Raw genomic sequence first — 21,455 nt, forward strand, 5'->3', positions numbered from 1 at the left:
AGTCGATAACGGGTCAGATTAGTTTTACTGTAGGGCATACTTGCGAATGGCAGCGGCAACCCCATTTTCGGCGTTCGTCAGGGTGACCGCTTGGGCCGCTTCCTTGACCTCGTCGATGGCATTGCCCATGGCCACGCCTAAGCCGGCGTATTTGATCATGGTCAGGTCATTGCCTTGGTCCCCCAGAGTCATCACATCGTTAGCAGTTAGGCCCAACTGGGTAACCAATTCGCCCAGGGTGCCCCCCTTGCTGGCATGGTTGTTCATGACTTCGATAAAGTAGGGTGCACTTTGGACCACGCTGAAGCGCTCCTTAAAGCTCTGGGGCATGTTGGCCTTAACCCGGTCAATCACGGCGGGATCGTCAACAAACATGGCCTTTGAAATCGTCAGGTCGCGAGGGGTCTCACTGACTTCGCGGTACCGAATCAACATCCGGACTAAGTAGCTTTCCGCAATGGTATAGGCGCTGATGTTTTTGTTAGCCGTGTAGATGTAGTCGGGCGTTTCGATTTGAAAATGCGATTGCAGCTTGCGGGACAAGCTTTCCAGGTCAATGTAGTCATCGTAGGTCAACGAGTGATTCGTGAGAACCTTGCCCGAAATTGTTTGGGCGACGGAACCATTAAAGGTGATGGCGTATTGGTCGTCACCGCTGATTCCCATGGCGTCGAGGTAAGGCTGAACCCCGGTCAAGGGCCGGCCGGTACATAAAACGACCTTGATGCCCTGGGCTTTAGCGGCTTGTACGGCGTCAATCGTTTCTTGGGCCAGCTCGTTCTTTTCGTTGAGTAGCGTGCCGTCGATGTCAATCGCAATTAATTTGATGGTCATGGATGCGTCTCCTTTAGATAATTAAAGTGATAGTGCGTATTTCAAAATGGCGTTTGCCACACCGTCTTCGGCGTTACTGCTGGTAACGGCATCGGCCGCGGCTTGCACCGTTGCGGTGGCGTTACCCATGGCGACGCCTAATCCAGCGGCCTGGAGCATTGGCAAATCATTTTCGCCGTCTCCAATAGCCATGGTCTCGTCAGCAGTAATGTTCAGCCGGTCGGCGAGTTCCGTGAGCGCGGCGGCCTTGCTAACTTGGTGGTTAAGGACCTCGATGAAATGTGGGTCCGTCCGAACCATGTAGAACTGGTGATGCATGGCAGGTGGTAAGGTCTGTTCAAAGTGGTCAATGACGTCCGTCTCGTCAATGTAGACGAAGGTCAGCAGGTCCTCCCCAGCGGGAATCTTATCAGCTGGTTGGTAGTTTAATGGCAAATGGACCAGCCGACTCTCACGAATGGAGTAGGCACTGGCTGGCCGATTAGGTGTGTAAATGGCTTGAGGGGTAATCAAATGATAGTGCACTTTCGATTGATCAGCCAGGTCAGCCAACCGCTCAGCGTCATTTAGGCTGAGCGAATGGGTAATCAGGGGGTGACCATTGGTCGTTTGAATCGAGGCTCCGTTGTGGGTGATGACGTATTGGTCGTCGCCAGTTAAATCCAGCATGTCCAGGTAGAGTTGGACCCCAGCGAGAGGGCGGCCGCTACAGAGGACGACCTTGATTCCGGAAGCGGTCGCTGCTTTGATAGCGTCGATGGTAGAGAGCGCTAATTTATCATTAGGTGTGAGTAAGGTGCCGTCAATATCGAGTAAAATGAGTTTAACCGTCATGCTTAGGACTCCTTGGGTTGGATCAATTGATTGTTCTGAATGTAGGTACCAAATTCATCATAAATGGGCTGGAAGAGCTCGGGCGCGTCGTTGCCGGGGTTCAACATTTCCTTAGGGAAGAAGAACCGTTGGTCACCCGAGAATTTACCACGAATAGCGTTGACTAGGTCGGAAACCGTGGACAGTTCTAGTAAGGTGCCATCGGGTTCCTGCAATTCAATCTGGGTCAACGGGTAGGTCATTTTCGGATCGTAGGCATCATCGTAAGGCAAGTCATAACTGTTATCGGTGGCCGTATAGTAGTCCGTGTTAAAGCCCACGGAACGAATCATTTGGCGGAGCTGTGGTAACAGGGACTTGGTGGTCTCTGAGTATTCAGCACTCTTCAATGGCTTGCGGTCGAGAAAGCGATGGGCCAAGTCAGCCAGAATCTCATCTGGAGATTGGCGCCAGTGGATGAAGTAGGTTGTCAAGACACCGTCATCCAGGTTCAAATAATCTTGGAGGTCGAATTTGTGATTGAAGAACGGTAGGAGCAAATGGGGGATGAAGCTTTCGTCCGTTTCGTTTGCTTGGTACAGTTCGTTGGCCCGGCCTAAGAGGTGATCTAAGATGACTTCCATGGACCGAGAGACCGGGTGGAAGTAGACCTGTTGATACATCTGGAAACGACTGACGATATAGTCTTCAACCGCGTGCATCCCGTTCATGGCAAAGGCAATGCCATCCTTGTAGGGCCGCATCACCCGTAGAATTCGGGTCAAATCAAACGTCCCGTATTGGGTGCCCGTGTAGTAAGCGTCCCGCAGAAGGTAGTCCATCCGGTCAGCATCAATCTGACTGGAAATCATTTGGACGACCTGCGGATTGGGATAGGTCTTTTGAATCACGCTAGCCACTTCGGTTGGGAAGGTTGGACTGACCCGGCGGAGCACCTGGTTGACCTCAGTTTCTGGTGAGGTCAGAATTTCAACGGTGATGGCTTCGTGGTTGGTATGGAAAATATGTTCAAAGGTGTGGGAGTACGGGCCGTGGCCAATGTCATGGAGTAACGCGGCACATAGCGCGGTCAACCGCTCGTTGTCATCCCAGCCGCCATCGCCCGGTGTCTTGGTTGGGTAATTCCGTTGAAAGTTATCACAGATCTGTCGGGTGATTTCGTAAACCCCCAGCGAGTGCGTGAAGCGAGAATGCTCTGCCCCGTGGAAAATCAGTGAGGCGGTTCCCAATTGCTTGATACGACGTAGCCGCTGGAACTCGCGGGTATTGATTAGGTCAAGAATAATTTGATGTTGGACGTAAATGTAGTTGTGCACGGGGTCCCGGAAAACTTTCTCCCGGGGGAGCCGTTGTTGGGCATAAGTCACACTGATTCCTCCTTACTAGTTTGAAGTGAGCCGTGGTTGGCGGCGAGCCATTTGAGCCGTAGCGTGGTCGAGTGCTGTCGTGAACTTAGGTGAGGCCATTAAGGTGGCGAGTTTTTCACGGCCAACGTGCAGGCCAGCCGATTCCGCCGCGGTGATGAAGCGTTGTTCAGCGTCGGCAACCGTTAAGTCTTGGTGCAATAGTGCTGAAGTCGTGGTCATGACTGCGGGGTCGACGTCCGGGAAGTCCCATTTATTCTCGGCATCCCCGAGGCCAGCCTGGTAAAAATCACGAATCATTTGCCCACGGGCAGGCTGATCACCGTTCACGCCCAGGTACAGCATGGTGACTAGTGCGTGTGGGCTCCGTCGTTGGGCAATTCCCGCAATCTTATGACCGTCGACGCTCAGGTCGTAGTCACCCGGACAGTAGGAACGGGTAATCTCATAGTGCTTCAGCGTCAACTCGGGCCAGGCGGCATCGACCAGCGTAGTCATTTGCGCGTAGGCCGCTTCCACGCTAATCGGTGGCGTGGCTAGTGGGGCAAATAACGAGACGTTTAGGACGCCGGCATCGCTGACAACGGCCAAGCCGCCAGAATTACGGAGCACGTAGTCGTAGCCATGGGCCTGAACGGCATTGACAGCCGCTGTCAGGTTGGGAAGCCGCTTATCCTTCAGTCCCATGATAACGGTCGGTTGCATGGTCCAGAAGTGCAGTATGGGCTCCTGAAGGTCAACAACCAGGTCTAGGAGCGCATTGGTGTAACCAAAAGCTTGATTTTTATTGTCAGCCGGGATCGGTGTGGTCACGGTTTGAATCGTCTCTGTGGGGAGGTCAAAAGGAAACATGGCGCCCGCCTTCTTTCGTTCAGTATCTTCAACCTCCCATTATACTAGAAAACGCTTGCGCCGTCATGGTTCGGACCGGTTCTTACGCGGGGCTTAATTCCGGCACGAGCAGTGGAAAACTGTTCGGAACAGGAAATCAAGATAATTGGTAGGCTTTCCGCTGAAAATGAACTATAATTAACCCAGACAATTCGCGGAAAGGAAGTGTGCAAATGGATCAATTATCTACGGGGGTGCCCGTCATGATTCACTTGGAGACGCACATCAAGCAAGATCAGGACGTTTCCGACTACCGCTTGGATGTGGATGGTCAGTTAGTCCAGATGGGACACAACCTGTATTTACGGTACTTAGAGCCCAACAAAGAGACCGGTGAACAAACGCCCGTGACCATGAAGTTTACCCCAGAAGGTGACGTGCATCTGACCCGGAACGCCGAGGCAGAATTACGTCTACACTTTGTGAGTGGCAAGCGGGTCACGGCCCGGTATAACACGCCCTATGGCATGATGCCGATTGAAACGGTCACGCCTTACTTGGAAACGAGTTTTAAGGAAAAACCGTTTAGTGGCAACGTTAAAATTGATTATTTACTCTACGCAAATGATGATCTGGTCGGAAACTACAAGATTCGATTGCAATTTACGGCATAAACGAGTATCATATTTCGTAGACTGTGGAAAGGACGTGCACCAGTTTGGAATTAAAAGTCTTTGAGGGCCAGAATAAAAAGGAATTATCAATGATCGAAGTTGCTCACGCCATTTTGTCTCAGCACGGCGACGTGATGGGGTTTGCCGATTTGGCTAACGCCGTCCAATCATATTTGGGCGACAGCGACGAAGAAATTCGTGACCGGCTGTCCCAATTCTATACGGATTTAAATGTCGATGGTAGTTTCATTTCTCTGGGTGATAACCTTTGGGGACTGCGAACTTGGTATCCGTTTGAATCCATCGATGAAGCCACCGTTCACGCCGAGGAAGATGAAGATCAACCTAAGCGGAAGAAGCGGAAGAAGGTTAACGCCTTCTTGGCTGATACGACCGATGACGATGACGTGATCGATTACGACGATGATGATCCAGAAGATGACGACACCACCAGCACTTACAGTGACGATGATGACGATGACACCACCGGTTCAACGGCGCCAGATCTGGGCAAACTCCAGACCGGCTTAGGCATCGACGACGATGATGAAGAAGATGACACGGAAGATATTCCGGACGGTATCGAAGACCAGCTTTCCCAAATGGAAGCGCCGGACGACGATGACGAGAATCTCGACTTCTCCGCCGACGACGATGAAGACGATGATGATGAAGACGACGAGGAACAGAAATAATTTCTGAACTTCGCTTGACCTCCTGCCAAAAAGCAGGTATTATGTTTTTTGGGCTCCTTGCTACTTGTAGCGAGGACAACTGGACGGTAAGCTCCCTATTCGCAATGGATAGGGAGCTTTTTTTATAGTTTTCCGACCCTAAATAATCTTACGAGGAGTTTGCACATGACCAAATATATTTTTGTGACTGGCGGCGTGGTTTCATCACTAGGTAAGGGGATTGTGGCCGCTTCCCTAGGACGGTTGTTAAAAAACCGTGGTTTAAACGTGACCATTCAAAAATTCGATCCTTACATTAACGTGGATCCCGGCACGATGAACCCCTACCAACATGGGGAAGTCTTCGTCACCGACGATGGGACCGAAACAGATTTGGACTTAGGCCATTACGAACGGTTCATCGATAACAACTTGAACAAATATTCTAACGTCACGACTGGTAAGATTTATTCGGAAGTTTTGGAAAAAGAACGGCGCGGCGATTACTTAGGCGCGACGGTTCAAGTCATTCCACACATCACTGGGATGATCAAGGAAAAGATTATGCGCGCTGGTAAGACGCTGGGCGCAGACTTTGTCATTACCGAAATTGGGGGGACCGTTGGGGATATCGAATCCCAACCCTTCCTGGAAGCCATTCGGCAAATGAAGGCAGAAGTTGGCGACGAAAACGTGGTTTACATTCACACGACGCTGGTCCCAACGCTGCACGCGGCTCACGAAATGAAGACCAAGCCGACGCAACATTCTGTACGGGAATTGCGGAGTATCGGGATTCAACCCAACATCTTGGTGGTCCGGACGGAAGCCCCAATCACCGACGAGATGCGGCGGAAGATTGCGTTGTTCTGTGACGTGAAGCCATCATCCGTCATCGAATCCATGGACGTTTCAACCATCTATTCGATTCCTTTACGGTTACAAGACCAAGGGTTAGACCAGATTGTCTTGGATCATTTCCAAGTCAAGGCGCCTAAGGCAGACATGACGCAGTGGGCCGCAATGGTTGACCATATGCAAAACTTAACGCGGACCATCAAGATTGCTTTAGTCGGGAAATACGTGGCGTTGCATGATGCCTACATTTCCGTTGACGAAGCCTTACAACACGCTGGTTACCCAGTGGATGCCAACATTGACTTGAAGATGATTGATGCCGAAGAGATCACTGAGGACAACGTGCAAGACATGTTAGGCGACGCCGACGGAATCATCGTGCCTGGTGGTTTCGGTGACCGCGGAATCGAAGGCATGATTACGTCCATCAAGTATGCTCGGGAACAAGATGTGCCATTCTTAGGGATTTGCCTGGGGATGCAAGTGGCCAGCATCGAATTTGCCCGCGATATTCTGGGCTATAAGGATGCCAACTCCACTGAAATGGACCCAAGCACGACGCACAAGATCATTGACCTGATGGCTGACCAAGCCGACGTCCACGAAATGGGTGGGACTCAACGGTTGGGTCTGTACCCTTGCAAGCTGAAACCAGGCAGTGTCGCTGCCGCAGCTTACGACAATCAGCCAATGGTTGAGGAACGTCACCGTCACCGGTACGAATTTAACAACCAATACCGTGAAGAAATGGCAGCCAAGGGCCTGGTCTTCTCAGGAACTTCACCTGATGACCACTTGGTAGAAGTCATTGAATTACCAAAGAAGAAGTTCTTCGTGGCAGCGCAATACCACCCAGAATTCTTGTCACGACCAGAACGTCCAGAAGGTTTATTCCGGGACTTCATCGCGGCAGCTAGTAAGGAAGTTAAGGATTAGAGTGCGGAGCGAGCCGTTTAGACTCTGAGCATTAGCGAAGAAAGAGCTTCTGGTCGACAACGTCGGCCAGGAGCTCTTTCTTTTGCTAAGCGCAGGAGTCTGGCTCGCGTAGCACGTTTCAAAAGCCGCAAGTTTCCGGACATAATGGCGAGAGCAAAGTTAGCGGTTTACACCAGCATCTCCAGCAAGGTGATCAGGCATTTTTAAAGTCTAACCCCAAACTGATCCCGAGTTATAAACAACCACCTGTGAATAACTTCCCCAAACTACCCAAACGCAACACGTTATCCCCAAGAACTAAGCACTTATCCCCAATCTATCCACAAACGCACATAACCGCAAAAAACTGCGCCACCCCCAAAACGGGAGTGACGCAGTTTTTAATTGACCACTAAACCTATTCAGAACGTAAGGCGGTAGCGGCATCTTTCTTCGCGGCCATTCGAGCTGGGATGTGGCCACCCAACATCGTCAGGACGGTACTGATGATGATCAGCACGATACCGTGAACGGGGTTGAGGTGTGCCACGTTGCTCAGGTCGGTGATGTTCTTCAACACAATGTTGATGGGGAACGTCAGCAGCCAGGCGATGACGACACCCAGCGCACCGGAACCGACACCGAGGATGAACGTTTCGGCATCAAAGACACGCGTGATATCTTTCTTCCGGGCCCCTAAGGCCTTCAGAATTCCGATTTCCTTGGTCCGTTCCAGCACGGACGTGTAGGTGATGATGGCAATCATGATCATACTAGTGACCAGTGAAATCCCGGCAAAGGCGACCAGTACGTAGGTGATGGCGTCCATCAGCCCCCCCGTCAAGCTGGAAACCGTTCCGGCCATATCGGTGTAGATCACCTTATCGGACTTGCTCTTCCCCTTGTTGTACTTGTCCAAGTACGTCAACACCTTATCCTTGTTCTTGAAGGTGTTGGGATAAATCAGAATGCTAGCTGGCGTGGTGGAGCCACCGAGGTAGCTGATCAAGGTCTTCTTGGTCGTGCTATCCACGGTTTGACCAGTCATGACGTTATCGCTAGCCTTCTTTTGGGCCTTAACGATTTTGGAATCTTTATTGTCTTTAATGATGTTTTGGGTCAACTTATCACTGTAAGCAATCCCGGAAGCCAAGACGTTTTCGGAAGACTTCGCTTTAACTTTCACGATTCCCGCAATCTTGAGGGTCGTGTTATGACTGTTGTTGTACAGGGAGTTGGTGGCCTTGTTTGGCAGGTAGTTCCCGGTTGGCAAGCTTTGGTAGTAATCGTTGTTGTTCACGATTTTCATCTTGGTGCCAACAATCTTGTTGTAGTTGAAGGTCTGGTTGTTCTTCACGGTGTACCCCAAATTCTTCAACGCATTGATGTTGGTCGAACCATCGCGGTCAACGATTAAGATGACGTCGTTGGCGTTCTTCGGATAGGTTCCGGACACCAGCTTGTAGTGTTTCTTCAGGAAGCTGGTCCCGCCATCGTTGGCACTAGGGTAAACGGAACCGCCGACCCCGGTCGAGGCGCTCATCGCCGTTTGCATGGCGTTAGCACTGCTGGAGCCACTGTTATCAACGTTGGAGAAGGAGACCGTTTTGGTCTTTCCGTCGACTTGACGCAGGAGGTTCATCCCGGTCGAGTAGGTGTACGTGACGTTCTTGCTCAACTTGGTGTCGAGATTTTTAACATAATTTAAGTAACTCTTGGTAAGCTTATTGGTGTGGGTCGCCTTGTCTTGCTGGCTGACCTTAGCCGTGACGACCTTCTTGTTGTTCGCCTTGACCGTATCGTTGGACTGCGCCGTGGTACTTGTGGCCGTCTGTGAAATGGTAACGGGGAACTGCGCCAAGGTGTTGGCCTGGGTCTTATTAATCTGCGCCTGGAACCCGTTGGAGAGGGCCAAGACGATGGCAATCCCGATGATCCCGATACTGGAGGCGAAGGCGGTCAGTGCGGTCCGGCCTTTCTTGGTCCGAATGTTGTTAAATGACAGCTTTAAGGCCGTCCAGAACGTCATCCGGGTCTTCTTCAATTCAAATTGTTGGGCATCAGTGTGTTCGTCGTAGGGGTTGGAATCGTGTTGAATCTTCCCATCGGCAAATTCGATGATCCGGTCGGCATATTGGCGCGCCAGGTCAGGGTTATGCGTCACCATGATGACCAGTCGTTCCGCAGAAAGTTCCTTGATCAGCTGCATGATTTCTTCACTGGTCTCGGTATCCAGGGCGCCGGTTGGTTCGTCACACAACAGAATTTCGGGTTCATTGGCAATGGCCCGCGCAATGGCGACCCGTTGCAGTTGCCCACCGGACAGTTGGTTGGGCTTCTTGTTGATGTGGTCGGACAGACCGACCCGGTCGAGGGCCTTCAGCGCCTTTTCTTTCTTCTCGGCGTTGGAGACGCCACTCAGCGTCATCCCCATTTCCACGTTGTCCAGGATGCTCAGGTGACTGATGATGTTGTAGCTTTGGAAAATGAACCCAACGGAATTGTTCCGGTAGGCGTCCCAATCGGCTTCAGAGAAGTCCTTGGTGGATTTTCCTTCAATGGCGAGGTCCCCGGAGTCGTAAATATCCAGGCCGCCAATGCCGTTCAGCATGGTCGTTTTCCCGGAACCACTGGGACCGAGAATGGCGACGAACTCCTGTGAACGGAACGCCACGGAAACATCGTCGAGGGCCTTCGTAACGGAATCGCCCACATAGTAATATTTCTTAATATGTTTTAGTTCCAGCATTTTAAAATAATCCTTCCATATTTTGGCTTTCGGCTGTTGCTCAGGCTATTTTTCTGATAAAATAAACATTAATGCAACACCGTGTCTAATAGCATAAAAATAAATTGTGGTCGTGGCAACCGTCAATGTCGACGATTTTGTCGTGAACACAACAAAATTTATGAAAATGTTGTATACATGACGACGACAGCAATTAGCTGGCTTTTACCATACCATAAAGTACCTGCTTTCGGCACGTAATGTCTCCTTGAAATTACGGGGACTGGGGATGGGAGAGTCGTTGCGGCAGTAACGCGTTGTGCAATAGGAGTGAGAATTCATGGCTGGTGTGAAAAACAATCGGCGGGCCCAATACACCCAGCAGATCATTCAAGAAACCGTGCTGGGGTTGTTGGAGAGTAAACCGATCAACGCCATTTCTGTGACGGAGGTCTGCGCCAAGGCCGACGTCAATCGAACCACGTTCTACCGGTATTACACCGACATTTATGACTGCGTGGCCAGCATCGAGAAGGCCTTTGTCGCGGGGTTACATCCGCTGGAAGATGGCTCACCGACCGCGGCCTTGGAGCACCTGTTAACGGCCTTTTACGAGGACAAGAAGCTCAGTAATCTCGTCTTCGTTGAGGGTAAGACCAAGTTGCTCGAGCGCATGCAGGAATTGATGCAGCGCACGGGCCCGGAGCCACCGCTGATCGATGACTACCAGGGGACCTATATTGGCGCCGGTTTGCAAAGTATCCTTAAAAAGTGGGTCAAGGACGGCATGCCCGAGACCCCACACCAATTAACGCAAATTATTATCAACACCATACTAGCCAAGAACCTGTCAGAGATGCGGGATGCGGTTTTGTAGCTGCCAAATATTACAATTTGCCCGAAATACCGGGAAACTGTTGTCTTTTTGCCCGGTATTATTTATCATGGTATCTGACTGTATGGAATTACAATGGAAGATAAATTAAGTGAGGAACACATCACAATGAAGAAAATGATTATTCACGGCGGCCGACCACTCTCTGGAGAAGTGACGATCGGCGGCGCTAAAAATAGCACAGTGGCATTGATTCCGGCAGCGATTTTAGCTGATACACCGGTCCGTTTTGACATGGTACCGGATATCCTTGATGTGCACAACTTAATGTTAATTTTGAAATCGATGAACGTGCATTCCACGTTTGAAGATGGGGTCCTCACCATTGACCCAACGGAAATCGTTGAAGCACCACTTCCGAGCAAGGCCATCAAGAGCTTGCGCGCGTCTTATTATTTTATGGGGTCCTTGTTGGGGCGGTTCCAACGGGCCACGCTGAGCTTCCCGGGCGGCGATAACATCGGGCCACGGCCAATCGACCAACACATCAAAGCGTTTAAGGCACTGGGTGCGGCGGTCGACGAGCATGACGGCACGGTGCGTATCACCACGGGTCCCGAGGGGTTACACGGCGCACGGATTTTCTTGGACATGGTCTCAGTCGGGGCAACGATCAACTCGATTCTTGCGGCGGTCAAGGCTGTGGGGACCACGGTGATTGAAAACGCGGCGAAGGAACCGGAAATTATTGATATCGCCACCTTCCTGAACAACATGGGCGCTCATGTCCGTGGAGCCGGCACCGATGTCATTCGGATTGAAGGGGTGCCAACGTTACGGGCCATGAACACGCACACGATTATTCCCGATCGCATCGAAGCCGGGACGTACCTGTCAATGGCTGCGGCCGTTGGCGACGGTGTCGTGGTCAAAAACGTGATTCCAGAACATTTGGAAGCCTTCACGGCTAAGATGATCGAAATGGGCGTGCCGTTGGAAATCAACGAAGACAGCATTTACGTGCCTCGCTCTGAGGACTTGAAGCCGATTCAGGTCAAGACGATGCCGTTCCCAGGGTTTGCGACCGACCTGCAACAGCCGATTACGCCGCTACTCTTTAAGGCGGACGGCAGTAGTGTGGTCATCGATACCATTTATCCCAAACGCATCAAGCACATCGCCGAGCTGCGGAAGATGGGTGCCCACATTCGTTCTGAAGAGGGCACCATTGTGGTTGACCCGAGCGATGACCTGATTGGGGGCCAAGTTCAGGCCGGAGAAATCCGTGCCGGGGCTTCCCTGGTGATTGCCGGACTCATGGCCGATGGTGACACGGAGATTAGTCAGGCAGATAATATTTTGCGCGGCTATGACCGGATTGTTGAAAAATTAACGGCGTTAAACGCCGACGTAGAAATCGTTGATGACAGTTTAGTGGAAAACGGCCAAGATTAGCCATTGCCGCTATGTCGTTTTCATGTTATAATTCAACGGTTGACGATTAAAATCAATCTCTGATTCAGTCAATGGATCAGGGCAAAGGAGCGTATTACATTATGAAGCAAGGAATTCACCCAGATTACCACGAAGTTGTGTTCCAAGATTCAAGTACTGGTTTCCAGTTCTTATCTGGTTCAACGGCAACTTCTGACGAAACGGTTGAATGGGAAGACGGCAACACCTACCCATTGATCCGTGTCGAAATTACTTCTGATTCCCACCCATTCTACACGGGTAAGCAAAAGTTTACTCAAGCCGATGGTGCTGTGGACCGTTTCAACAAGAAGTACGGTTTATCCAACGACTAATTATAAAATTTATGATTTGTCTTACCGGTTACGGGGTTATCCCCGTGGCCGGTTTTTTTGTAGAAAAGAGTGCGGAACGAGCCGCTTAGACTCTGAGCATTAACGTGGCTAAGGGAATATCCCCGGGCTTGGGATATTTTCTTAGCCGGGTTAAGCGCAGGAGTCTGGCTCGTGAAGCACGTTTCGGAGGCCGCCAGGACCGGGATAGCTCTGTGGAGGACCGACCTAGCGAACTAAAGCAATCTAAATTGAACGGAAATTCCAAACTTGGGTCATTGCTTAGTCGGGGTTAAGCGCTGGGGGAGAGAATGGTAAGAGCCAGATTGATGAACTGAACCAGTATTCTAGATGCTAGTCAGTGCTGCTATCTCTATAGGAAGAAAGTGGCTGATTCACATGCCGCAACTGACCACTCACCTGAATAGTGCGCTAAAACCCACCCACAAGCCCAACACAACGTTCTGTGGTCTCCTATGAATAATCTTGTAAAGCACTAGAAAAACCGCTTAGTGACGCTCAGAACAGCCTGTGGACCTACCCACCGTTGTCATTTTCCGAATGAATTTGTTAATTTTCTGACACCGTCGAGCCTCAGACTTTGTTTTTGTTAGTAAAAAGGGTAGAATTCAAAGTCGTAGAGACCGAATTATTTGGGGATTGGAGTAACTAATTATGGCAGACAAAAAGAAGCAGCAGCCAAAACGTCGTTGGCGATGGCTATGGAGCACGCTGTTTGTCCTCCTGATTGTCATTTCGCTGGGCTTAATCTTTAACGAACAAATTAAAAACTGGTTGATTTCTTCCTATCAGCCTAAGATTACGCGTAAGGCTGTTCAGAATAACGAGAAGAAGAAGGCCTCGTATGATTTCAGCAAGGTGAAGTCGCTGGACTTCTCGACGGTAGCCAATGCCCGTTGGAACACGGCAAACATCCACGTGGTGGGGGAAATTCTGATGCCACAGTCGAAGATTCACTTGCCGATTGCTAAGGGCGTTAGCAACGAGGTCCTGGCACTGACGGCGGGGACCATGCGGCCGGACCAGAAGATGGGCCAGGGCAACTATCCATTGGCTGGACATCACATGTCTTCGCAATCGATTCTGTTTAGCCCTCTGTATTGGAAGACACGGGTCGGCCAAATGATCTACCTGACCAATGCCAAGACCGTCTTCGTTTACAAGGTCAGCGTCCGTAAGTTCATTCCAGCAACGGACGTGGGCGTAGTTGCCCAGACGAAACAAAAACTGGTCACCCTGATCACCTGTGACGCGACTGGGGCGAACCGGTTGATGATTCGTGGGAAATACGTGAAGCAGATGGCCTATAAGGATGCCCCAAGTTCCGTGCAAAAAGGGTTCCATGGTGGTTTTAACAACAAATAAGGGTAAAAAATCAGTGATTTCTGTCCAAAAAGCAGAAAACGCTGATTTTTTTTACTTTTTTTGAATTTTTTTAAAAATATTTTTAAAAAAATCGCGTCAAACGGGTAATTGGCGCACAATCTAGACGTATCAAGGGTTTAGAGTGCATAGTACATAGGGTATCCAATAGTAACTAAAGATATCGCATACTATAAAACAAAACAAAAATAGTTAGCAAATTTCGGAAAAATGCCATAAAATGTAAACTGTTTTCATTGATAAACGTGCCTACAAACATTGTCACATAGGCATTTTAATTGTAATAGCAAACATGGTATAAATCAATTAATCGTGCATGAAAGAATTACCGAATTAGTTATTCTCCCCACAGATGATTAAGAGTGGACAAAGAACGCAAAATGATGTACTATATCCTTGTAAGGTTGATACAGAGAAAACCACCGCACGTTGGGGGAACATGATTAACTAGGGTAATCCCGCGAGGTAGTTGAACGAAGATCAGCCAATGTTGACAGAAATTTATATTTAGCCAAAAGGCTTAAAGGGGATAATAAATATGTTTAAGAAGACTTTGGGTTTCGTTGCTGTTGCTGCTGCATTTGCTGGTTTAGGTTTAGCTTCAACGACGACTGCCAACGCGGATGTTGCCGCTGACGCAACTACTGGGACTACCGCTGCTAACGTTAATTTAACTGCTGATCCTAACGGTGCCGGTGGTGTTAGCTTGGTTCAAGTACCAACATTAACTTTTGCTGACAAGGTTTTGACTGGGTCCAAGGATACGACTACTTTGGGTGTTGCTAACAACTTGGTTGTTAAGAATGCCGGGGCTAACACTGGTTGGTCCGTCACTGTTGACAGTACTGCAATGACTTCCGGCACCGATAAACTTAGTGGTGGTTCCTACGACTTGAAGAGTGCTTCAGCTAACGCCCTTCCAGTTCAGTCAGATTTTTCTACGGAAGATACCAGCAACCAGACGACTGCCACAGTTAGTTCTGCAACTGACTCAGTTACTGGTACTAGTTTTAATGGGGTAGCTGTTAATACTGGTGTTGACACTAGTGCACAATCAGTTATGAATGCTGTTGCTAATCAAGGTATTGGGACTTTCAGTGCAAACTTTGGTAAGGATTCAGTTCTGAATATCCCCGCTTCAGCAGTCGCTGGTAAGTACGAATCAACCTTGACTTGGACTTTGAAGAACGCACCATTAGCTTAATTTAAATGAATTTGTTTTATGAGACGGCTGAAAAGCCGTCTTTTTTTGTTTGCCCTTGTTTTCAAATGTAGTTGCGTGATTTCTAGGGTTATAGTTAATCGTTGTCTTTGAAATCGGATTGAGAGGAGGTCTTTGATCAATGAAGGTATATCATGCGAATAATTTTTTGCTGAAAATTACCTGTAAAAGATAGATTAAGTAGAGAAAACGGTAGCTATTTTACCTACGCCTTTAGTTGAGGGGTGTAAAACAATAGCAATTGGATAAAACAAATTAGACAATCACGTAGAAATGGGATACAAACTACTAACCAATTAACGAATCAACAAGCCTAACATAGACCACTTGAATAGGAATTAAACAGATCGTTGGTGAACTGACTAATCGTTTATACACCCCTGACAATACTTCTTATAAAAACGTTTGTTACCACAGATGATTAATTGTGGACAAAAGCTCAAAACGGTGCTATTATAACTTATGTAATCAGATGAATTCATCAGATAGCTTCATATAAGTTTCATAATTTAGGTAAGTGTTGTGGTTGTGACAAGGAACAAAGACGTGAGGATGGGACAGCGATGCGATTACGAGATTTAGGTTTGCTGGTACTGAGCCTGCTGATCGTCAGTTGGGGCATGCCAGCAACTGCTCGTGCGGATGATGTTCAGCAATCACACTATTCGGTAGCGTTAACCAAACCACCAGCAACAGGCACATCTGATGTGACCGGCGGCGGTGCGGGAGCCACTATCAATGGTAATGACGGCGATACAGTGACTGGGAACGACAATTCCGGGAGCTCATCAACATCACCCGCCACGAATACTAACGGTGGTCAAGGGGCGACCGTTAGTCCCACGAATGGTAAGGTTACGCAAGCTTCACAGGCATCACACCATGTTTTAGCGGGTCGGTTACCACAAACATCTGAAGTGTGGTTCGGCTTTAGCACACTAGCAGGAATTATCTTGTTACTACTAGCTTGGATTGGAATTCTACTTAAAAGAAGAAAACAACAAAATTAAGTTGAGGGAGATTTTCATTATGACTAAAAAAACTTTACAATTATTAGCTTCTGCTGCATTGGTTGCTGGCCTTGGATTTACGACTGTTCAAGCAAATGCGTCTGCAACTACTAATACCGGTTCTCAAGATACTACTGCTAAGGTTACCTTGAGCAGTAAGGGTGCTGGCGATAACGGTAACAACGGTAACGGTGATGGCGATGGTGGTAACGTTGCTGGTTCATTAGCTATCACTTCAGCTCCTGATGTTACTTTTAGCGATGGTAAGGGGAATGTCTTAGATGGTAAGACAGCCTTAGACTTAACGGGTACTTTTACCAAGGGTGCAAATTCTTGGAAGGACGCAGAACTTGGTGCTGTAACGGTTGTTGATCCTGGTACTGCTTCAGGTTGGAAGGTTCAAGTTTCTAACACGGCACTGACGAACGATTTGAACACAGATGCTGACAAGACTAATGATGTTGCTGGTGCCGCTGCAACTATCCAGGGTGGTAACATTAACTTCACTGGTGCTAAGGTTGCTTCAACTGATTCAACGAACCCTGCCGGGGCAACTGCAGATGCTGACAATATTTCGTTACCAACTGGTGGTACTGAAAACAAGCCTGTTTACAATGCCAAGGTTGGCGCTGGTGTCGGGACTTGGACGGATACTTTCTCAGGTGCAGATTTGACCGTTCCTTCAGGTAACGCTGCTGGTTCATACACCTCTACCTTAACTTGGACTTTGACTAACACTCCTGAATAATCGCTCAGCAGTCTAGAATGAAAAGGGGGGCTGCGCAGTGACTAGATGGACATCGGTTGTAGTGGCTTCGTTAGCCCTCGCAACGTTCACCATGAGTGCAACAGCGACAGCTCAAGCTAACGCTAGAAGCGGTGGCGGAGATCTATCGACGACTGCTAAAGTGACTTTAGTAGGTGGCGATACCTCTAAGCCGGTTAGCCCCAAAGATCCAGACGGGTCTGGCGGCGAATTTCCGGGCGATAACCTTGATCCTGACAATAAAGGGACCGGGTCGACCGGAGATTTGACCATTGATTATGCGTCGAACCTGGTGTTTGATGAAAATAGTTATGCGGACGGTTTAATTACTGCCACGGCTACCAATAATCGGGCCTTTGTGCAGGTCAGTGATCGGCGGTACACCGGTGATGGGTGGCAATTGATGCTGACGCCGAGTGTTTTGACAGGGCAATCGGATAACCAGAAAATCTATGGTGACGGTGCCTCAGTTGAAATGGGTGCGACCAAGTTTCTGGCTTCCGGCGCGACCGTTAGTCAGTACCCACACGTCACGACGGCCAGCACGACCCGGTTACCCCTGGGTGAGATGGCCAAGGTCGGTCAGGCCGATGCTGGTACTGGACTGGGGACCTGGATCTATCGCTTGAACTACGACACCACTGCACCAACTAAATTGTTAGTAAACGGCAGTCACGTCTCCGAGACGCAGACCTATACAGGTGTGTTGACGTGGACCCTGACTGACTCACTACATTAAAAATGGTAAAGATAGTGAATGCGGTGGCGACAGCTACCGCATTCTTTGTTACAATGAACATAAAGTTGAGTTTTTATGGAGGTTGGGAGAAACATGAAACGTTGGCTAAAGATTTTAGTAACATTAGGGACGTTACTGATGGCGTTTGGCTGGTATCAACAGACTGCTCAGGCCGAAAGCGTGGGCTATTCGGTAAGCGCCATTTTGCCAAAGAACCAGGACGACAAGAAGGTCACGTACTTCGCCTTGCGGGTCAAGCCTAAGCAACAGCAAAAATTGACGATTGTGATTCGCAACACGAGTAAGTCCATGAAACGATTCCAAGTTGGGGTCAATCAAGCGATTACCAACGACAACGGGGTCATCGACTACAGCAAGGCCAATCCAACCCTGGATAGTTCACTGAAGGTCGGTATCAAGGATGTCTTCAGTAAGGACAGCACCCAAAAGGTCAACGTTCCTGCTAAGAGTACCAAGAAGGTCTCCGTGTCCTACACCATGCCTGCCAAGACGATTGACGGGATGATCCTTGGGGGCGTTTACGTTAAGCAATTGAACAACGATGACAGTTCCAGCGCGAAGAAGGGTGTCACCATCAAGAACGCCTTCGCCTACGTCATTGGGGTTCGGTTACGGGAAAGCAGCGTTGACGTTGCCCCCGACATGAAGCTTAATGCGGTCAAGGCCGGTCAGATCAACTCCTACAACCAAATCCAAGCAAACTTACAAAACCCACGTCCGGGTCTGATGAGCGAGTTAAAGGTGAAGTCCAAGGTCACCAAGGCCAATGAAACCAAGACGGTTTTGAGCAACGAGAAGAGCAACATGTCCATGGCGCCTAACTCTAACTTCAACTACTCCATTCCTTGGGGTAGCACGCAGTTAAAGGCCGGCGAATACACGTTGACCCTCGATGCTTACGCTAAGGGTGGTTACCACTGGCACTTCGTTAAGAACTTTAACGTCACCCAGGCCCAAATCAACCAATTAAAGAATAAGATCAACACACCACAACAAAAGAGTTACCTCTGGTGGTTCGTGGCCGGTGGGATTTTAATCCTGTTGCTGCTGATCATCATTATCTACTTGTTAATGAAGAACCGCCGTCACGATGACGACGATGCTGCGACTGACAAGACGGATACGACCAAATAATTGAAAATCGCAAACGTCGTCGACCTGACAGCCCGTGCTGTTGGATTGGCGGCGTTTTTTTGCGTCGAAAAGTAAATAGAGTGTTGCGTCATCTATTCACAGAAATGTCTGTAAGTTTACTTAACTGAGTAAGTCTAAATTATGGGGGACAAGCCGTCCCTAAAACGGGGAGGGCCCGCAATGTGTGGGTGGAACATCGTATAATAGGATTAGATATTGAAGTTGATAATCAATTTGACTAGCGGTGTTTAAATGCATTGATTACCACGAAAATCCAGAAAAGTCACAGGCTGGCGTGACGCGAAAACCGGTTTCGTAACTTGGGGACAAAGTTGGGGGAGGCGTAAGCTTATGCGGCTAAAAGTTAAAATTGTCAGTGTGCTAACCTTGCTGCTGACTTGGGGGTTAGTTGCCTGGCAAACGGACACGGTGCGCGCAGATACCACGGACGCGGACTACGACAGTGCGTTGTCCACGATGCCAGAAGGGTTGAACATCGATCAGTACTTCACGCCGGGGAATTTTAATGGCACGAACTCGGCCTCGGTGACGGCGCCCAAGAGTTCGACCGACCCGACTCAGGCGGTACGGTTGACCTATGACCACAATCAATTAGGGACAATTTGGGCGAAGAATGATTATGACATCGATTTGACCAAGAACCAAAAGGCTTCGATGTGGATGTATTTTGGGAACAATTCGGCGAATAATCAAATGGGTGATGGGATGGCCTTTGTCATGCAAAATGATCCGCGGGGGACCAAGGCCACGGCGACCACCGATACCGGTGCGACGGCCCGAGGAGAAACGCTCGGGACTTGGGGTTATCCGTACGACTATCTGACCCAGGGGAACACGAGTAAGATTTCCGCGCTGGCCATTCAGGACAGCTGGGCGCTCGAATTTGATACGTTTATCAATAATCAAAGCATCAATACCAACCAAGCTAACGCGACCGACTTTGATTACTACACCGCCAATGCCGGGCTAGACGCTGGCACGACCAAGCAGCATATTGCCGCGGGGTATCCGGCCGTTAGTGGGACCTACGCCAAGCGGTATGCCTCGATGAATGGTGGGGCCACGGATGCCTACTTTACCGTCTTCAAGCATCAGGGCCTGGTCCCCAATCTCCCCACGCTGACCAATGGCTCATGGCATCACGTGACCTTGGCCTATACGGCCCCAACTGGTAGCGATACCAAGGGTCTCATGACCTACACGATCAATGACAAGAATCCGCTGACTGGCGCTACCCAAGCTGGGCAAAGTAACGCGTATGAAGTTGATCCGGCCAAGCTAACGCCTCAGGGCGACCCCACGGCCACCTCAGCGATGTGGGGCTTTACGGGGTCCACCGGTGATAAATATGAAAATAACCTGGTCGTCTTTGAGCAAATTCCTGGGCTGGTTGATGCGACCGCCTCAGCGTCGATGACTGACGTGACGGCCGGTCAACAGCTGACGACCGGCACCGCGATTACCGGTGGGGACCGCCTGAAGATGACGTACAAACTGACCTATAATGAGGGACGAGCCGCCTGGAAGAACATCCAGGCCGTGATGAACCTCCCCGCTAACGTGACATTACGCACGGCCAACATTGCCTACGCGGATGGGACTTCGGCAACGATTCCGATTGACGGCTTAAACGGGCGTGAGTTGGATTATACGTTGGCGAAAACGTTGAATCGGGATACCAGCGATGGCAGTGGTGGGCAAACCGCGACCATCACGTTGAGTGGTCAGGCCGACAACGTGAATGCGTCAGTCGACGCTAGCTCCAGTACCTTCCGGGGGAGTAACGCGATTGCCACGGCCGACTTGCCTAGCTTTAGCATCGTTCAAACGACCGGGACTATGGCGCTCAACTTAACCTCGAACGCGTCCGTTAGCATGGCGCCGACTGATTCGACGACCATCACCGGGAAGGCGACGTTGACCGGGACGATGCCGAGTGATCGACTGTTTACCCTGCACAGTGCCATCAATGGCGGTGCGGAAACGACCAGTAAATTTACGACTAGCGGGAATAGTGGCACCTTCAGCTTGCCAATCAAAGGGAGCGAGTTGAAGAATGGGACCAACACGGTGGACCTGTACGTCGTGGATGCCTACGGAGATTCTTCGCCGACTGTGACCGTCACCATCAACGTGGGCATCTTTGGCTTCGGTCAGGTGTCACCCAAGAGTTCGTTTAAGGAGACGGTCTTGACGGGACAGGCACAGACGATTCAACGCAGCAACGACTGGTCCCTGATTATCGACGATACGCGGGGCAGTGGCAGCGGGTGGACCTTGCAAGCCAGTGCCACCCCATTTACGGGAGCCAACCTGCCGGACAACCAACTGAAAGGCAGTCTGGTGTACGTGGATGCTGACCATAACGCTACGACACTCAATTCGACGGCAACCACCGTTTTGACGCATGCGGACGATGGCAGTGCCACGACGAACGTGGTTGACAGTTGGTCGAGTGACACGGGCCTGTTGTTAAAAACGCATAGCGATGCCTTGCAGGACACTTATTCGGGCACCGTGACCTGGACGCTGTCGAACACGGTTCACTAAGATAAATACAAGATTAAGACCATCACTGTAGGTCTCCTTAAAGGGAGCAGCCTAATCAGTGGTGGTTTTTGTTTGGGGCCATGAATGACTTAATTTCGGCAAAAGATGATGTTATACTGTATTTATTAGGATGGTTAAATATTGCATAATGCTATTTTAACTGTGAAGTAAGTTTTCCTCCGTTACTAAAGATGACTATAGGTATATTGGGGGATAAATTGCTAATCTGGACGAAT

General features: G+C 49.6%; 18 protein-coding genes. 13 read left to right on the plus strand and 5 right to left on the minus strand.

Annotated elements, in window-relative coordinates:
* Positions 1–24: 24 nt before the first annotated feature.
* From yidA to EKM84_RS09235, 4 genes are read right to left on the minus strand one after another with little or no spacing between them, the layout of a single operon-like run.
* Positions 25–834, minus strand: a complete 810-nt coding sequence (gene yidA / locus EKM84_RS09220; protein WP_125765476.1) for a sugar-phosphatase — start codon at positions 832–834, stop codon at positions 25–27.
* Between the two features lie 21 nt (positions 835–855).
* On the minus strand, positions 856–1,668 hold the full coding sequence (locus EKM84_RS09225) for a Cof-type HAD-IIB family hydrolase (protein ID WP_125765477.1): 813 nt from the start codon (positions 1,666–1,668) through the stop codon (positions 856–858).
* 2 nt (positions 1,669–1,670) lie between these two features.
* Positions 1,671–3,035 carry an HD domain-containing protein gene (locus EKM84_RS09230; RefSeq protein ID WP_125765478.1) on the minus strand — a complete coding sequence of 455 codons (1,365 nt, stop codon included), beginning with the start codon at positions 3,033–3,035 and terminating at the stop codon, positions 1,671–1,673.
* Between the two features lie 15 nt (positions 3,036–3,050).
* Positions 3,051–3,884: a lipoate--protein ligase family protein gene (locus EKM84_RS09235; protein ID WP_125765479.1), complete on the minus strand. Its 834-nt coding sequence runs from the start codon at positions 3,882–3,884 to the stop codon at positions 3,051–3,053.
* A gap of 212 nt (positions 3,885–4,096) precedes the next feature.
* Here EKM84_RS09235 and EKM84_RS09240 point away from each other — a divergent pair, with 212 nt between their 5' ends.
* The 3 genes from EKM84_RS09240 (at position 4,097) to EKM84_RS09250 (ending at position 7,005) form a co-directional block, all read left to right on the plus strand.
* Positions 4,097–4,537: a DUF1934 domain-containing protein gene (locus tag EKM84_RS09240; RefSeq protein ID WP_125765480.1), complete on the plus strand. Its 441-nt coding sequence runs from the start codon at positions 4,097–4,099 to the stop codon at positions 4,535–4,537.
* Between the two features lie 44 nt (positions 4,538–4,581).
* Entirely contained in the window at positions 4,582–5,232 is a 651-nt protein-coding gene (gene rpoE, locus EKM84_RS09245) for a DNA-directed RNA polymerase subunit delta (RefSeq protein WP_125765481.1), read from the plus strand.
* 165 nt (positions 5,233–5,397) lie between these two features.
* Positions 5,398–7,005 carry a CTP synthase gene (locus EKM84_RS09250; protein ID WP_125765482.1) on the plus strand — a complete coding sequence of 536 codons (1,608 nt, stop codon included), beginning with the start codon at positions 5,398–5,400 and terminating at the stop codon, positions 7,003–7,005.
* Positions 7,006–7,402: 397 nt separating this feature from the next.
* Here EKM84_RS09250 and EKM84_RS09255 read toward each other — a convergent pair whose 3' ends face one another.
* Positions 7,403–9,733 (minus strand): ABC transporter ATP-binding protein/permease, encoded by a 2,331-nt coding sequence (locus EKM84_RS09255; RefSeq protein ID WP_125765483.1) that lies wholly within the window; start codon positions 9,731–9,733, stop codon positions 7,403–7,405.
* A 319-nt stretch (positions 9,734–10,052) separates the two neighbouring features.
* Between EKM84_RS09255 and EKM84_RS09260 the strand changes: the two genes are divergently transcribed.
* The 10 genes from EKM84_RS09260 (at position 10,053) to EKM84_RS09305 (ending at position 21,219) form a co-directional block, all read left to right on the plus strand.
* Entirely contained in the window at positions 10,053–10,589 is a 537-nt protein-coding gene (locus tag EKM84_RS09260) for a TetR/AcrR family transcriptional regulator (RefSeq protein ID WP_125765484.1), read from the plus strand.
* 126 nt (positions 10,590–10,715) lie between these two features.
* On the plus strand, positions 10,716–12,002 hold the full coding sequence (locus EKM84_RS09265; protein WP_125765485.1) for a UDP-N-acetylglucosamine 1-carboxyvinyltransferase: 1,287 nt from the start codon (positions 10,716–10,718) through the stop codon (positions 12,000–12,002).
* A 101-nt stretch (positions 12,003–12,103) separates the two neighbouring features.
* Complete coding sequence (locus tag EKM84_RS09270) at positions 12,104–12,355, plus strand: type B 50S ribosomal protein L31 (protein WP_125765486.1); 252 nt, start codon at positions 12,104–12,106, stop codon at positions 12,353–12,355.
* Between the two features lie 672 nt (positions 12,356–13,027).
* Positions 13,028–13,738 carry a class A sortase gene (locus EKM84_RS09275; protein WP_125765487.1) on the plus strand — a complete coding sequence of 237 codons (711 nt, stop codon included), beginning with the start codon at positions 13,028–13,030 and terminating at the stop codon, positions 13,736–13,738.
* Between the two features lie 556 nt (positions 13,739–14,294).
* Positions 14,295–14,960 carry a WxL domain-containing protein gene (locus EKM84_RS09280; protein WP_125765488.1) on the plus strand — a complete coding sequence of 222 codons (666 nt, stop codon included), beginning with the start codon at positions 14,295–14,297 and terminating at the stop codon, positions 14,958–14,960.
* A gap of 581 nt (positions 14,961–15,541) precedes the next feature.
* Positions 15,542–15,988, plus strand: a complete 447-nt coding sequence (locus EKM84_RS09285; protein ID WP_125765489.1) for an LPXTG cell wall anchor domain-containing protein — start codon at positions 15,542–15,544, stop codon at positions 15,986–15,988.
* A gap of 19 nt (positions 15,989–16,007) precedes the next feature.
* Positions 16,008–16,736: a WxL domain-containing protein gene (locus tag EKM84_RS09290; RefSeq protein WP_125765490.1), complete on the plus strand. Its 729-nt coding sequence runs from the start codon at positions 16,008–16,010 to the stop codon at positions 16,734–16,736.
* Positions 16,737–16,773: 37 nt separating this feature from the next.
* A complete protein-coding gene (locus EKM84_RS09295; protein WP_125765491.1) occupies positions 16,774–17,493 on the plus strand; it encodes a WxL domain-containing protein in 720 nt (239 codons plus the stop codon).
* Positions 17,494–17,586: 93 nt separating this feature from the next.
* On the plus strand, positions 17,587–18,648 hold the full coding sequence (locus tag EKM84_RS09300) for a DUF916 and DUF3324 domain-containing protein (protein ID WP_225418180.1): 1,062 nt from the start codon (positions 17,587–17,589) through the stop codon (positions 18,646–18,648).
* Between the two features lie 351 nt (positions 18,649–18,999).
* A complete protein-coding gene (locus tag EKM84_RS09305) occupies positions 19,000–21,219 on the plus strand; it encodes a hypothetical protein (RefSeq protein WP_125765493.1) in 2,220 nt (739 codons plus the stop codon).
* Positions 21,220–21,455 lie beyond the last annotated feature (236 nt).

This window comes from Levilactobacillus mulengensis (assembly GCF_003946045.1).
GTDB classification, from domain to species: Bacteria; Bacillota; Bacilli; order Lactobacillales; family Lactobacillaceae; genus Levilactobacillus; species Levilactobacillus mulengensis.

Excerpts from the sequence above, each read along its gene's own strand:
- yidA (WP_125765476.1), bottom strand. The coding sequence starts at position 834 with ATGACCATCAAATTAATTGCGATTGACATCGACGGCACGCTACTCAAC.
- EKM84_RS09225 (WP_125765477.1), bottom strand. The coding sequence starts at position 1,668 with ATGACGGTTAAACTCATTTTACTCGATATTGACGGCACCTTACTCACA.
- EKM84_RS09235 (WP_125765479.1), bottom strand. The coding sequence starts at position 3,884 with ATGTTTCCTTTTGACCTCCCCACAGAGACGATTCAAACCGTGACCACA.
- EKM84_RS09240 (WP_125765480.1), top strand. The coding sequence starts at position 4,097 with ATGGATCAATTATCTACGGGGGTGCCCGTCATGATTCACTTGGAGACG.
- EKM84_RS09250 (WP_125765482.1), top strand. The coding sequence starts at position 5,398 with ATGACCAAATATATTTTTGTGACTGGCGGCGTGGTTTCATCACTAGGT.
- EKM84_RS09255 (WP_125765483.1), bottom strand. The coding sequence starts at position 9,733 with ATGCTGGAACTAAAACATATTAAGAAATATTACTATGTGGGCGATTCC.
- EKM84_RS09260 (WP_125765484.1), top strand. The coding sequence starts at position 10,053 with ATGGCTGGTGTGAAAAACAATCGGCGGGCCCAATACACCCAGCAGATC.
- EKM84_RS09265 (WP_125765485.1), top strand. The coding sequence starts at position 10,716 with ATGAAGAAAATGATTATTCACGGCGGCCGACCACTCTCTGGAGAAGTG.
- EKM84_RS09270 (WP_125765486.1), top strand. The coding sequence starts at position 12,104 with ATGAAGCAAGGAATTCACCCAGATTACCACGAAGTTGTGTTCCAAGAT.
- EKM84_RS09275 (WP_125765487.1), top strand. The coding sequence starts at position 13,028 with ATGGCAGACAAAAAGAAGCAGCAGCCAAAACGTCGTTGGCGATGGCTA.
- EKM84_RS09280 (WP_125765488.1), top strand. The coding sequence starts at position 14,295 with ATGTTTAAGAAGACTTTGGGTTTCGTTGCTGTTGCTGCTGCATTTGCT.
- EKM84_RS09285 (WP_125765489.1), top strand. The coding sequence starts at position 15,542 with ATGCGATTACGAGATTTAGGTTTGCTGGTACTGAGCCTGCTGATCGTC.
- EKM84_RS09290 (WP_125765490.1), top strand. The coding sequence starts at position 16,008 with ATGACTAAAAAAACTTTACAATTATTAGCTTCTGCTGCATTGGTTGCT.
- EKM84_RS09300 (WP_225418180.1), top strand. The coding sequence starts at position 17,587 with ATGAAACGTTGGCTAAAGATTTTAGTAACATTAGGGACGTTACTGATG.
- EKM84_RS09305 (WP_125765493.1), top strand. The coding sequence starts at position 19,000 with ATGCGGCTAAAAGTTAAAATTGTCAGTGTGCTAACCTTGCTGCTGACT.